Origin of the sequence: Serratia symbiotica (assembly GCF_000821185.2) — a bacterium.
GTDB classification, from domain to species: Bacteria; Pseudomonadota; Gammaproteobacteria; order Enterobacterales; family Enterobacteriaceae; genus Serratia; species Serratia symbiotica.
The window spans coordinates 2,436,316-2,449,789 of record NZ_CP050855.1; the positions used below are offsets into that span (position 1 = coordinate 2,436,316).

Below are 13,474 nucleotides of genomic sequence, written 5' to 3' on the forward strand. Positions count from 1 at the left end.
CTGCCAGTCATTGAGCGGTATTGCCAAGGAGTCTAGATGAAAATAACTATTCTTGGTTGCGGTGCGCTCGGACAACTGTGGTTCTCGCGGCTGTATCAGCAGGGTCACGATGTACAGGGATGGTTAAGGGTGCCACAGCCCTTCTGCCCAGTGAAGGTGATCGAACCTGATGGGACCTGGTGCAACCACACTTTGCCTGCCAACAATTTTGACCATTTGGCGCACAGTGAGCTACTGCTGGTTACGCTGAAAGCCTGGCAGGTTTCCGCCACCGTCAGTCCACTGCTGCCAAAGCTTAACGCCAACTGCGCCATTCTGCTGTTACATAACGGCATGGGCACCCAGGATGAACTGCCGCCAAGCACTCAGCCAATGCTTGCAGGCACTACCACCCACGCAGCGCGCCATGACGGCAACAGCATTGTTCATGTCGCCAGTGGCACCACTCACATCGGCCCGACATCGCCAGCGGCGCAACACCTCAACCATGTGGCGGAGGTGTTGCATCAGGCTTTGCCCAACGTCGTTTGGCATAACAACATCGCCTCGGCAAGCTGGCTCAAACTGGCAGTCAACTGCGTGATCAATCCGTTGACAGCGCTATACGATTGCCGCAACGGCGAGCTACAGCGCTATCCGCAACAGATTGCGGCTATCTGTCACGAAGTCGCCAGCGTGATGGAGCGAGAAGGCTACCACACCGCTGATGACACGCTGAGGCAGTATGTCATGGCAGTGATTCAGAGCACAGCGGATAACATCTCCTCAATGCTGCAAGACATTCGCACCCAGCGACCTACCGAGATTGACTATATTACCGGCTACCTGCTACGACGCGCGCACCACCACGGCATTACCTTACCGGAAAACACGCGGCTATTTGAATTTGTTAAGCGAAAGGAAAATGAATATGAGCGTATCAGCACTGGTCTGCCTGGCACCGGGTAGTGAAGAAACCGAAGCCGTCACCACCATCGATTTGTTGGTGCGGGCCGGCGTCAAAGTCACCACCGCCAGCGTAGCTGCCGATGGCGACCTAACCATTGTCTGCTCGCGCGGCGTGAAACTACTGGCCGACACGCCGCTGGTATCGATCGCTGATCAGCCCTTTAACGCTATCGTGCTACCCGGTGGGATGCAAGGTGCCGAATGCTTCCGCGACAGCCCGCTGCTGGTAGAAAAGGTGCGTCAGACACACTTGCAGGGCAACATCGTGGCGGCCATTTGTGCCGCGCCCGCGCTGGTATTGCAGCACCACGATCTGTTCCCGATCGGCAATATGACCAGCTTTCCCGGCCTAAAAGAGCAAATCCCGGCGAACAAATGGCTAGAGCGGCGGGTAGTGTATGACGCGCGCGTTAATTTGCTCACCAGCCAGGGGCCGGGAACTGCGATGGAATTTGCGCTAAAGCTGATCGATTTGCTGCTCGGCAAAGCCAAAGCGGCGGAGATCGCCGCGCAACTGGTGCTGATCCCGGGGATGTACGATTTCCGCGATTAAGCATTTTCTGTTCTGCGAGCAAAATATAAAATCCCCCAAATAATTGAAGTGGATTAGGGGCGATAAACTTTCACATTACTATAGCCCTGCTCAAGCAGGTACAGCGCTTGCAGGCGGCTCATCACACCGCGCTCGCAATACAGCAGGTAAGTCTTGCTCTGATCCAGGGTGCCGAATTGGCTGCCGAGCTTATAGAACGGCAAGGGTTTCACTTCAACTTGCGCCAATTGTAGCGGTTTGTCTTCCTGCTCATCGTTTGAACGGATATCGAGGATCACATCATCCGCGCCAAAGTCCACGACGGTTTCTACTTCGGCAACCTGCTCCTGCGCTTGCTCGGCGATGGTGCGGATATCGACGTTTTTCGCTTCGCTCACCACCCGATCGAGAATAGAAAAGTCGAAGTGACTTTCCTCTTCCTCGATTTTGGCTTTGATGGCCTTTACCGTAGGGCTTTTCGAAATCACGCCGCAATATTCAGGCATGGTTTTGGCGAAATCTTCGGTGCCTATCTCACGCGCTACTTTAATGATGTGCTCTTTGTCATGGGAAATCAGCGGACGCAAAATCAGCGTATCCGAGGCATTATCGATCAGACGCAGGTTGGTCAGTGTCTGACTTGATACCTGACCCAGCGCCTCACCGGTCACCAGCGCCTGCACCCCGTAACGTTCGGCAATCTGTGAAGCAGCGCGCACCATCATGCGCTTCAACACCACACCCATCTGACCGTCGTCGACCTTCTCCAGTATTTCGCCCACCACTGGCTCAAAGTCGATGGCAACGAAACGCACCTTGTGCGAGCTGGCGAAGCGGTTCCACAGGTAGTGAGCTACCTGCTTGACGCCGATCTCATGCGCCGCGCCGCCTAGGTTGAAGAAACAGAAATGCACACGGCAGCCACGACGCATCAGCATATAGCTGGACACGCCTGAATCAAAACCGCCGGAGATCAGCGACAGCACATCATCCTGAGTGCCAACGGGATAACCACCGATGCCCTCGCTGCGCCCCTTGACCAACATCAGCTTGTTGTCTTCAATTTCCAGATTCACCGTCACCTGTGGGCAGGAGAGATTCACGCATGCACTTTCAATATGCTGGTTCAACCCACCGCCAACATAGCGCTCTAGATCCTGCGAGTTGAAATCCTGCTTACCTCGGCGTTTAACCCGCACACAGAAGGTTTTCCCTACCAACTGCTCACGGTAAGCGGCCAGCGTCTGTTCAAAAATGTGGTGAACATCGGTATAGGTGCGATCATCCACTGCCAGAATATGATGGATACCGGGAATGCGTGTCAGCGCGTCGGCAATCACTGGCTGCTGTTTTTCATCTTTGGCACGAACTTCAATATGATCCCAGTGACGGACTACCGCCAGCGTTTCATCATACTGCTTTAGGACGTTGCGAATATTGGTCGAGAGGATCTTGATAAAGCGCAAACGCACAGATTGGCTCTTGATGGTGATTTCCGGAAATAATTTAATGATAAACTTCATGGCGATCTTTGTTGTCAGATAAGAATTCCGGCGCGGAGTATATCACCCTATCACTAGGCTCAGCGCAGAATTCCATACATATGCACCATGATTTGCTAATCAAGATCCGCTAGGATAGTCTCTGAGACCCTGGTTCACATGATGATGTAAAAAGAAGATTATGCAAAAAAATAATTCAAAATCAGGCGGTAAAAATAAAAGCACCCATTTTGAAAGCTCCCTTAACGAGTTGGAAAACATCGTGACACGTCTGGAATCCGGTGAATTGCCGCTGGAAGACGCGCTGAGTGAATTCGAACGCGGCGTACAGTTGGCGCGTCAGGGCCAGCAAAAGCTGCAACAGGCAGAACAACGTGTACAAATGCTACTTAACGACAGCGCCGAAGATGCACCGCTGGTACCTTTCACCCCGGATACCGAGTAACACCCATGCCTGAGATCGGCAAATCCGCCGCCTTTGCCGATCAGTTGCTGGCTTTCCGCCAGCGCGCTGATCGCACGCTGCTGGATTTCATCGCACCTTTGCCATTCAACGATGGCGATTTGGTGGCGTCAATGCGTCACGGCGCGCTGCTGGGTGGCAAACGCCTGCGTCCATTCTTGGTTTACACCACCGGGCAAATGTTTGGCATTGCACAGAATAACCTGGATGCACCAGCCGCCGCAGTCGAGTGCATTCATGCCTATTCGCTGATCCATGACGATCTGCCGGCGATGGACAACGACGATCTACGCCGTGGTCAGCCGACCTGCCATATCAAATTTGGCGAAGCCAACGCCATTCTGGCTGGGGATGCACTGCAAAGTCTGGCCTTTTCCATTTTGGCCGACGCCGAGATGCCCGACGTAGCGTTGCGTGATCGATTAGCGATGGTCTCCGAGCTGGCGGCTGCCAGCGGCGTAGCCGGCATGTGCGGTGGCCAGTCGATGGATCTGGACGCCGAGGGCAAGCAAATCGGCTTGGCAGCGCTGGAGCAGATCCACCGTCACAAAACCGGTGCCCTGATCCGTGCAGCAATTCGTCTTGGCGCTCTGGCCGCCGGTAGTTCCGGTCGGGCGGCCCTGCCACTGCTTGACCGTTACGCCGCTGCCATCGGCCTGGCATTTCAAGTGCAAGACGACATTTTAGATGTTATCGGTGAAACCGAAAAAATCGGCAAACGTCAAGGAGCGGATCAGCAACACCGCAAAAGTACCTATCCCGCCTTGTTGGGGCTTGACTACGCAAAGGCTAAGGCGTGGGAACTCTATCAGGAAGCATTAGCTGCATTAAATGCTTTGGCGGCGCAATCTTATGACACAGCGCCATTGCGAGCACTAGCTAGTTTTATTATTAAACGCGACAATTAACGTGTGACATTATACCCAATAGATTTCAATCTGCGGCTAGGTGGTGACTGAGCGATAACTTAGTCACTGAGGTGACAAATCTACCGCGAGCAGATTTGAGTACTGCTAGCAACGCCCCCGTAAGAGGCCTGGCCCATAGAGGGGCCAGGTAATCGAAGGTGGCCAACGCCGCTGCAACTTGAAAGATGAAGGGTAAACTCCTCTGATATGAGTATCGAATGAGTATTGATATAGCCAAATACCCAACCTTAGCGCTAGCGGAGGATCCCCATGAACTCCGTTTGCTACCCAAAGAGAGCTTGCCGAAGCTGTGTGATGAACTGCGGCAATACTTGCTAGACAGCGTCAGCCGCTCCAGCGGCCACTTCGCCTCCGGGCTAGGTACCGTCGAACTGACGGTGGCGTTACACTATGTCTACCATACGCCGTTCGATCGCCTGGTGTGGGATGTTGGCCACCAAGCCTACCCACATAAAATTTTAACCGGTCGCCGTGACCGTATCGCCACCATCCGTCAAAAAGGCGGCCTGCATCCCTTCCCTTGGCGTGCCGAAAGCGAATACGATGTGCTGTCGGTCGGCCATTCGTCAACCTCGATCAGCGCTGGCCTCGGCATGGCGGTGGCAGCGCAGCGTGAGGGGCTGGGCCGCCGCACCCTGTGCGTGATCGGCGATGGTGCTATTACCGCTGGCATGGCGTTTGAAGCGATGAACCACGCCGGAGACATCAACCCGGATATACTGGTGGTGTTAAACGATAACGAGATGTCGATCTCGGAGAATGTCGGGGCGCTGAATAACCATCTGGCGCAGTTGCTCTCCGGCAAGCTATACACCACGTTACGCGAGGGGGGTAAAAAAGTGCTGTCCGGCCTACCGCCAATCAAAGAACTGGTGAAACGCACCGAAGAACACCTGAAAGGTATGGTGGTTCCCGGTACATTGTTCGAAGAACTAGGCTTCAATTATATCGGCCCGGTTGACGGCCACGATGTCCATAACCTGGTCGCCACGTTGAAAAACATGCGTGACCTGAAAGGCCCGCAGCTACTGCACATCATGACGAAGAAAGGCCGGGGCTATGCACCAGCGGAAAAAGACCCGATCAGCTTCCACTCGGTGCCAAAGTTCGATCCAGCCAGTGGCAAGCTGCCGACGATCGTCGGCAGCTTGCCGAGCTATTCAAAAATTTTTGGTGACTGGTTGTGTGAAACGGCCGCCAAAGATAGCGCGCTGATGGCCATTACGCCAGCGATGCGTGAGGGTTCCGGCATGGTGCAATTCTCGCGTGACTACCCACAACAATATTTTGACGTAGCGATCGCCGAGCAGCACGCGGTAACCTTCGCCGCTGGGCTGGCAATCGGCGGCTACAAGCCAGTAGTGGCGATCTACTCCACCTTCTTGCAACGCGCCTACGATCAACTGATCCACGATGTGGCAATCCAACAACTCCCGGTGATGTTCGCCATTGATCGCGGTGGTATCGTTGGCGCTGACGGCCAGACCCATCAGGGCGCTTTCGATTTGTCGTTCCTGCGTTGTATCCCGACCATGGTGATCATGACGCCGAGCGATGAGAACGAGTGCCGCCAGATGTTATACACCGGCTATCACTACAACGATGGCCCAAGCGCAGTGCGCTACCCACGCGGCACCGGCACTGGCGCAACGCTGGAGCCACTCAACATGCTGCCGATCGGTAAAGGCAGAGTGCGCCGCGCCGGTAAGAACATCGCTATCCTTAATTTCGGTACCTTGCTGCCGGAAGCCGCTCAGGCGGCGGAAGTGCTCGACGCCACGCTGGTGGACATGCGCTTTGTCAAACCGCTGGACGAACAGTTGGTGCTGGAAATGGCCGCCAGCCACGAGGTGCTGGTGACGCTGGAAGAAAACGCCGTCATCGGCGGCGCTGGCAGCGGCGTCAATGAGTTACTGATGGCCCGCTGCCGCCCGGTTGCGGTGCTAAATATCGGCCTACCGGACAGCTTCGTGCCACAAGGTAGCCAGGAAGAAGTGCGCGCCGACCTGGCGTTGGATGCCGCTGGCATTCAACGCCAGATCGAAAGCTGGTTGGCACAATAACGCTTTCTTGCCCCATTTGCTGGGGCATATTTGTTTTTGGCGAAAATCTGCCTATGAAAACGTCATTTGGAATATTTCCCGTGACGCCTAATGAAAACAGTTGGGAGGCCCTTAGCCACCATAAATCAACGTGCTCATGACGTTCACATTGGCTGGTAGTGGCCTATCAGGTAGATAATACCGGCTGACAACACCCCGGCGACGATGTCATCGATCATGATGCCCATTCCGCCCTGCACATTGCGATCAAACCAGCGGATCGGCCAGGGTTTCCCTATATCCAGAATGCGGAAAATCACCAAACCGGCGATCACCCACTGCCAATTATTAACTGGCAGCGCCATCAGCGTGATCCACATACCGACAAACTCATCCCAAACGATGCTGCCGTGATCGTGCACCCGCATGTCTTTGGCGGTCTGATGGCAGAGATAAACACCAATGCAGATGCTGAACATCAGCAGTAGCAAATACAATTGCCACGGTAGCTGGATCAGCAGTAGCCAGAACGGGATCGCCGCCAGCGACCCTATGGTACCCGGCATCACCGATGACAAACCGCTGCCAAAGCCGGTAGCCAGCAGGTGCCATGGATTGCTCATCCGCAGGCGACGTTTGGCTTCATCCATAAACCCCACCCTGCCCAGGGCTGAAATGGTCATAACCTTTCCACGCCAGTTCCACCACCTGATCATGGCGATAGAATTTGATACCTTCCGACAGCGGGCAAATCTGACCAATGCAAGTGTAGTCCGCGCCGAGGTGGCTCAATGCCACTTCCAGCGCGCCACGGTTGATCTCCGGCACAGTGAAACACAGTTCGTAATCCTCGCCACCCGTCAGCCCCCAGTACAATGCCTGTTCGGCATCCGCGTGACGACTCAGCATCTGCGACAGCGGTAATTCATCCAAATCGATACGCGCACCACATTCGCTGGCCTTCAGCACATGCCTCAGATCAGCGATCAAACCATCGGAGATGTCGATCGCCGAACTGGCCAGATCGCGTAGCGCCTGGCCCTGTAATACCCGAGGCTGCGGCCACAGGTGACGGCCAATCAAGTAATCACGGGCTTGTGCATCCGTAACTTGTAGGCGCCCCTGAATAATCGCTAAACCGGCGGCGCTATCGCCCAACGTGCCGGTAACGTAGATCCAGTCGCCAATACGCGCGCCGCTGCGGGTCAGCGCTCGCCCAGCCGGGATCAACCCCTGGATAGTCAGCGTCATGCTCAGCGGGCCACGCGTGGTATCACCACCAATCAACTGCATGCCGTAGTAATCAAGCTGTTCGAATAGGCTGTCGCTAAATGCCTTAAGCCACGCTTCATCCACTTTAGGTAGCGTGAGTGCCAGTGAAAGCCAGGCTGGATCGGCCCCCATCGCTGCCAGATCGCTTAGGTTAACCGCCAGCGCCTTGCGGCCGAGATCGGCCGGAGCGATATCCGGTAGAAAGTGAATGCCAGCAACCAGAGTGTCGGTACTGACGGCCAAAAGCTGTTTTTCTGCCACTGTAAGAAGTGCGCAGTCATCTCCAATGCCCAACTGTACGTCCCGGCGTAAGTGTTCAATCCGGTTAAAATAGCGAGCAATGAGGTCAAATTCGCTGCATGCCATGGTCGATATTCCAGTAACAGCAGTTAAGGCCGGGCATGCCGCCCCTAACTTTTATTTTTTCTTGCGAATAGTGGGTGCCGCTTTATCCAGCACGCCATTCACAAACTTGTGGCTATCCTCAGCGCCGAAGGTTTTCGCCAATTCGATCGCTTCATTGATGGCCACTTTGTAAGGAACGTCTTCACGCATTTTCAGCTCAAACAGCGCAATGCGCAAAACTGCACGCTCCACCTGGCCCAGTTCGTCAAGCTGGCGCGACAAATAGGGAACCATCAGCGTATCCAGCATACCTGCATTCACCGCTACGCCGGAAAACAACTCGCGAAAATAGGCGATGTCAACACCGTTGACATCCTGCTCCGTCAGGAACTGGTGTTCAACATCGGCGATGTCATTTTTAGACAACTGCCAAGAGTAAAGCGCTTGAACAGCGCACTCACGAGCGCGACGACGAGCAGCAGGTTTCACGGAATTCCCCTTAACTAAATTCAGGCTTTAATAGCTTTGATAACATTAATCATTTCAAGTGCAGTCAGCGCAGCTTCAGCACCTTTGTTGCCCGCTTTGGTGCCAGCACGTTCGATAGCCTGTTCAATGCTTTCAGTGGTCAGCACGCCAAAGGCAACCGGGACTTCAGTGTTCAAAGCAACACTCCCGATGCCGGAGCTAGCTTCACCCGCCACATATTCGAAGTGCGCAGTCCCCCCACGGATAACGGTACCCAATGCGATAACTGCGTCATATTTGCCCGTGTTGGCCAGTACGCGCACAGCCAACGGCAACTCGTAAGCCCCTGGAACCCAGACCACGGTGATGTTGTCGTCAGCAACCTGACCGATGCGCTTTAGTGCGTCGCTGGCACCTTGCAGCAGGCTGCCGTTGATGAAATTGTTAAAACGTGCAATTGCGATCGCTACACGGGCATCTGGAGTCGCAATAACACCTTCGATAATTTTCATAGGCTTTCCTTAAAAAAGGGTTCAGTATCCCACAAGGGGGCGGATTCTATCATATCCTTTATACCCGTCATACTTGAAGCTGCATCTATACCCGTGATACTTCAAGTTGCATCGGCTGTTGCGCGCTGTCCTGATCCAGACTGGCTGCAATAATGTATGCCTACTGGGATAAGCACTGACTCATTGGATAAACGCCCTTGCCACATTGATGCCACGCCAATGATTTGGGGTATATCTGCCTGCACGGGCAGTTTCGCCCCTCGCCGCACATTATATTCCGTACTTAGCCCTGAGCCGCAGGCGCAGATCAGGCCCGACTTGCCGCACCTCGCTGAAAACAAACTCAGGCGCATCAGCCAGTTGCTCAAGTCCCGGCAGATGACACAGACCCCGGCCATCATCACCCAACAGTTTTGGGGCGAGGTACAGAACTAGCTCATCTACTAGCCCGGCCTGGAGCAGCGCACCGGACAATTGAGCGCCCGCTTCGACCCAGATTGAGTTCACTTGGCGCTTCGCCAGATGCATCATCATCACCACCAGATCGACGCCGCCACCGTGCGCTGGAAAGATCAACTGTTCAACATCCTGCGGCCAAGCCTGTTTATCTGGCTGTAGGCGCGCCAGCCAGGTAGCGCCCGGCTGTTGCACTACCCGATGCTGCGGCGTCACGCGGTTCTGGCTGTCAAGGATAATACGCCATGGCTGGCGCAGGTTTTCCTGCGGATATAGGCTTTGCGTTTCGGCATCCAGCTCATCCCAACGCACCGTCAGCGCAGGATCGTCTGCCAATACGGTGGCGCTGGTACTGAGGATCGCCGCGCTTTGCGCGCGTAGACGCTGTACGTCTTGGCGAGCCTGAGAGGAGGTGATCCATTGGCTTTCACCGGAGGCCATCGCCGTGCGGCCATCCAGCGATACCGCAAGCTTAAGTTGCACATAAGGGAATCCGGTGCGCATACGTTTCAGAAAGCCCGGATTCACTGCTTCGGCTTCCGCCAGCATCAAGCCGTGACACACCTCGATACCAGCCTGCTGCAATTGGTACAACCCACGCCCCGCCACCTGTGGATTGGGATCCTGCATCGCGGTGACCACCCGGCTGACGCCAGCTGCAACCAACGCATCGGCGCACGGCGGCGTGCGGCCATGATGGCTGCACGGTTCAAGCGTGACATAGGCGGTGGCACCACGCGCCTTTTCTCCCGCCATGCACAGTGCATGCACTTCTGCGTGGGGTTCACCAGCGCGTAGATGATACCCTTCACCCACGATTTCGCCATCGCGCACAATAACACAGCCAACGTTGGGATTAGGGGCAGTGGTAAAACGCCCCAGCCGCGCCAGTTTAAAAGCACGCGCCATGTAAAATTCGTCACTTTGCATCCCCTGCTCCTTCAGTCCTGTAGGCGGGCGATCTCTTCGCCGAATTCGCGGATATCTTCAAAACTGCGGTATACCGATGCAAAGCGGATATAAGCTACCTTATCCAATTTTTTCAGCGCCTCCATCACCAGATTGCCGACCAGCTTGGTCGGCACTTCTCGTTCCCCCATAGCGCGTAGCTGTGATTTGATATGATTGATGGCATTTTCCACATCATCCGCACTCACCGGGCGTTTTTCCAGCGCCTTCAGCATGCCGCGACGCAGTTTGTTTTCATCGAATGGCTCGCGCACCTCACTGCTTTTAATCACCCGTGGCATCACCAGCTCAGCCACCTCAAAGGTAGTAAAGCGTTCGCTACACATCAGACACTGACGGCGGCGGCGTACCTGCGAACCATCACCCACCAGGCGGGAATCAATGACTTTGGTATCAACGGCGGCACAGAAAGGGCAATGCATAACACGTCCTGATAAACGATTTCATAGTTAGGCAGTTTAACGCGATAGTGCGGCCACAACAAAGGTCATCGGCCATTTGTTGTGATCGGCCAGGCTTCGCAATGGAGCCTTCAGCAATGTGCTGATTGTCACTACTGCTCACAAGCCGCCCATCCGTTAGCCGGGCAAAAAAAGAGCGCCAATCGGCGTAATGCCGATCAGTTAAGGATCACTTGAACGATCCTACCTCTGTGTGAAAATCCGTAATCTCCCTGAGATTACGGATTTTTTTATGTTACTGAGTCAGGCGCTTGATGCCGTTCTTAAATTCTCTCCTAAAGAGTTTGCTGCACTGTCTGATTTGCTCTCACCTGAGCTTATCGATGAGTGCCTGGCTGATACCGGGGTCGTGACGCTTCGCAAGCGCCGTCTCCCCATGGAGATGATGGTCTGGGCTGTCGCCGGTATGTCCTTGTTCCGCTCATTTTCCATGAATCAGTTGGTTTCACATCTCGATATTATGCTGCCGGGTAAGCGTCCTTTTGTCGCACCCAGCGCCGTGGTACAAGCCCGTCAGCGGCTCGGGGAAGATGTGGTTAGACTGGTTTTCGAGAAAACACGCCAACTCTGGTTCGAGAAAACACCGTTATCCCACTGGAACGGTCTGACATTGATGGCTGTAGACGGCACTCTGTGGAGAACACCGGACACGCCGGAAAATGATGCTGCTTTTGGACGAACAGCTAATGAGTATGCCCAGTCCGACTGGCCACAGCTGCGTATGGTCTGTCAGATGGAAGTGACCAGTCATCTGTTATCCGGTGTGAGCTTTGGCAGCGTGTCAGAAACCAGCGAAGTTGACCTTGCCGCTCAATTGGCCGGGCAGACGCAGGACCACTCACTGACGATACTGGATAAAGGCTTCTATGCACTCGGGTTGCTTCACCACTGGTGGTCATCAGGAACAGAAAAACACTGGATGATCCCACTGCGCAAAGGCGCGCAGTATCAGGTGCGCGAGAAGCTGGGTGCAGGACATGAACTGGTCGAACTCAGCTTACCCCCTCAGGCCCGTAAGAAATGGAAAGATGCGCCTCAAACACTGACGGCGAGGTTGATAAGTAAAGAAATCAACGGAAAAACAATACAGATCCTGACGTCAATGTGCGATCCGTTACGTTACCCTAAAGCTGATATCGTTGACCTTTACGGGCAGCGTTGGGAAATCGAGCAGGGCTTCAGAGAAATGAAACAGCATCTGTTGCAAAATGAACTGACGCTGAGAAGCAGAAAGCCAGAGCTAATAAGACAGGAACTCTGGGGTGTAGTGCTGGCTTATAACCTGCTGAGGTTCATGATGGCACAGATGGCTTACAGCCTGAAAAACGTGGAGCCTTACCAGATAGGGTTTAAACAGGCTGCACTGTATCTAACAGCGCAACTGAGCATACTGCCAGCGGTGGCTCCGGGAAAGGTGCCGAAAGTGATGAATGAAATCCTGGCGATGGCTGAAAGCTTCGTCCTGCCAGCCCGACGGCAAAGACATTATCCAAGAGCGGTAAAAAAGAAGCCGCAACGTTACCCGTTGCGGCGTCCTCAAAAGCTTAACTGACAAGCATTACGCCAATCGGCGCCCCTTAAATTATTTAGCTGAACACCACCTGGTTTACGGCAGGATCGCCGGCTGATCCGCGCCCTCTTTTTCCACTTTTTGTTGCAGCATGTGCTCGCGCTTCATACCCAGCTTTAATGCCAGCGCCGAGGCAACATAGATGGAAGAGAGGGTACCAATCGACACGCCGATCAGCATCGCCAGCGAGAAGCCATGCAGCATCGCACCACCGAAAATGTACAGCATCAGCACCACCAACAACGTGGTGCCAGAGGTCATCAGCGTGCGGCTCAACGTTTGAGTCAAGGATACATTCATGATCTCATAAGGCGTGCCACGGCGGATCTTACGGAAGTTCTCACGAATACGATCAGAAACCACAATGCTGTCGTTCAACGAGTAACCAATAACTGACATCAGGGATGCGACGATAGTGAGGTCAATCTCGATGTGGAACAGCGATAGTACGCCCAAGGTGATGACCACATCGTGCGCCAAGGCAATAACCGCCCCCAACGCCAGACGCCATTCAAAGCGGAAACCGACGTAGATCAGAATACAAATCAACGCCACCAGTAACGCCATACCACCGTTTTGCGCCAACTCGCTGCCCACGCTTGGGCCAACAAACTCGATACGCTTCACGATGGCGTGGTTATCCACCGAGTCATTGATCACGTTGATCACCTTATTACCCAGTTCCTGGCCTGCAGTACCGGTCGTCGGGGGCATACGCACCATCACGTCGCGGCTGCTGCCAAAATTTTGGATAATCGGGTCTTGGAACCCAGCTTTTTCCAGCCTATCGCGTATCAGGTCAAGGTTAGCCGGTTTTTCCAGGTTAATTTCAATTACCGTACCGCCAGTAAAATCTAACCCCCAGTTAAATCCACGCACCGACATGGTGGCGATTGATGCGACCAGCAGCAACAATGAGATGCCAAAGGCCACGTAATCCCAGCGCATAAAGTCGTAGACTTTACGGCCATAGTTGAGTTGCTCAACAGTATAATCCTGTGCCAC

14 protein-coding genes are annotated in these 13,474 nt (G+C 54.3%); 6 read left to right on the forward strand and 8 right to left on the reverse strand.

Going from position 1 to position 13,474, the window contains the following annotated elements; all coding sequences use genetic code 11:
• Positions 1-36 precede the first annotated feature (36 nt).
• Together panE and yajL are read left to right on the forward strand one after the other, a co-directional pair.
• Positions 37-948 carry a 2-dehydropantoate 2-reductase gene (gene panE / locus SYMBAF_RS12205; RefSeq protein ID WP_040266869.1) on the forward strand — a complete coding sequence of 304 codons (912 nt, stop codon included), beginning with the start codon at positions 37-39 and terminating at the stop codon, positions 946-948.
• Positions 911-1,501 (forward strand): protein deglycase YajL, encoded by a 591-nt coding sequence (yajL, locus tag SYMBAF_RS12210; protein WP_040266870.1) that lies wholly within the window; start codon positions 911-913, stop codon positions 1,499-1,501. Before panE ends, yajL begins: the two co-directional genes overlap by 38 nt.
• A gap of 53 nt (positions 1,502-1,554) precedes the next feature.
• Here the strand turns inward: yajL and thiI are convergent, their stop codons facing one another.
• Positions 1,555-3,003, reverse strand: coding sequence for a tRNA uracil 4-sulfurtransferase ThiI (gene thiI, locus SYMBAF_RS12215; protein WP_040266872.1), 1,449 nt, complete (start codon positions 3,001-3,003; stop codon positions 1,555-1,557).
• Positions 3,004-3,163: 160 nt separating this feature from the next.
• Between thiI and xseB the strand changes: the two genes are divergently transcribed.
• The 3 genes from xseB (at position 3,164) to dxs (ending at position 6,437) form a co-directional block, all read left to right on the forward strand.
• On the forward strand, positions 3,164-3,427 hold the full coding sequence (gene xseB, locus SYMBAF_RS12220) for an exodeoxyribonuclease VII small subunit (protein WP_006709495.1): 264 nt from the start codon (positions 3,164-3,166) through the stop codon (positions 3,425-3,427).
• Positions 3,428-3,432: 5 nt separating this feature from the next.
• Complete coding sequence (ispA, locus tag SYMBAF_RS12225) at positions 3,433-4,353, forward strand: (2E,6E)-farnesyl diphosphate synthase (protein WP_040266874.1); 921 nt, start codon at positions 3,433-3,435, stop codon at positions 4,351-4,353.
• Between the two features lie 218 nt (positions 4,354-4,571).
• Positions 4,572-6,437 carry a 1-deoxy-D-xylulose-5-phosphate synthase gene (dxs, locus tag SYMBAF_RS12230; RefSeq protein ID WP_040266875.1) on the forward strand — a complete coding sequence of 622 codons (1,866 nt, stop codon included), beginning with the start codon at positions 4,572-4,574 and terminating at the stop codon, positions 6,435-6,437.
• Positions 6,438-6,580: 143 nt separating this feature from the next.
• Here the strand turns inward: dxs and pgpA are convergent, their stop codons facing one another.
• From pgpA to nrdR, 6 genes are all read right to left on the reverse strand, one after another.
• Positions 6,581-7,066 (reverse strand): phosphatidylglycerophosphatase A, encoded by a 486-nt coding sequence (gene pgpA, locus SYMBAF_RS12235; RefSeq protein ID WP_040266877.1) that lies wholly within the window; start codon positions 7,064-7,066, stop codon positions 6,581-6,583.
• Positions 7,059-8,054 carry a thiamine-phosphate kinase gene (gene thiL, locus SYMBAF_RS12240; protein ID WP_040266878.1) on the reverse strand — a complete coding sequence of 332 codons (996 nt, stop codon included), beginning with the start codon at positions 8,052-8,054 and terminating at the stop codon, positions 7,059-7,061. Before thiL ends, pgpA begins: the two co-directional genes overlap by 8 nt.
• Before the next feature lie 51 nt (positions 8,055-8,105).
• A complete protein-coding gene (gene nusB, locus SYMBAF_RS12245; protein ID WP_006709490.1) occupies positions 8,106-8,522 on the reverse strand; it encodes a transcription antitermination factor NusB in 417 nt (138 codons plus the stop codon).
• A gap of 20 nt (positions 8,523-8,542) precedes the next feature.
• Positions 8,543-9,013: a 6,7-dimethyl-8-ribityllumazine synthase gene (gene ribH, locus SYMBAF_RS12250; RefSeq protein ID WP_006709489.1), complete on the reverse strand. Its 471-nt coding sequence runs from the start codon at positions 9,011-9,013 to the stop codon at positions 8,543-8,545.
• A 270-nt stretch (positions 9,014-9,283) separates the two neighbouring features.
• Positions 9,284-10,399 (reverse strand): bifunctional diaminohydroxyphosphoribosylaminopyrimidine deaminase/5-amino-6-(5-phosphoribosylamino)uracil reductase RibD, encoded by a 1,116-nt coding sequence (gene ribD, locus SYMBAF_RS12255; protein WP_040266880.1) that lies wholly within the window; start codon positions 10,397-10,399, stop codon positions 9,284-9,286.
• An 11-nt stretch (positions 10,400-10,410) separates the two neighbouring features.
• Positions 10,411-10,860 (reverse strand): transcriptional regulator NrdR, encoded by a 450-nt coding sequence (gene nrdR, locus SYMBAF_RS12260; protein ID WP_040266882.1) that lies wholly within the window; start codon positions 10,858-10,860, stop codon positions 10,411-10,413.
• 271 nt (positions 10,861-11,131) lie between these two features.
• Between nrdR and SYMBAF_RS12265 the strand changes: the two genes are divergently transcribed.
• Positions 11,132-12,451 carry an IS4 family transposase gene (locus tag SYMBAF_RS12265; RefSeq protein WP_040263633.1) on the forward strand — a complete coding sequence of 440 codons (1,320 nt, stop codon included), beginning with the start codon at positions 11,132-11,134 and terminating at the stop codon, positions 12,449-12,451.
• 54 nt (positions 12,452-12,505) lie between these two features.
• Here the strand turns inward: SYMBAF_RS12265 and secF are convergent, their stop codons facing one another.
• A complete protein-coding gene (gene secF / locus SYMBAF_RS12270; RefSeq protein WP_040266884.1) occupies positions 12,506-13,474 on the reverse strand; it encodes a protein translocase subunit SecF in 969 nt (322 codons plus the stop codon).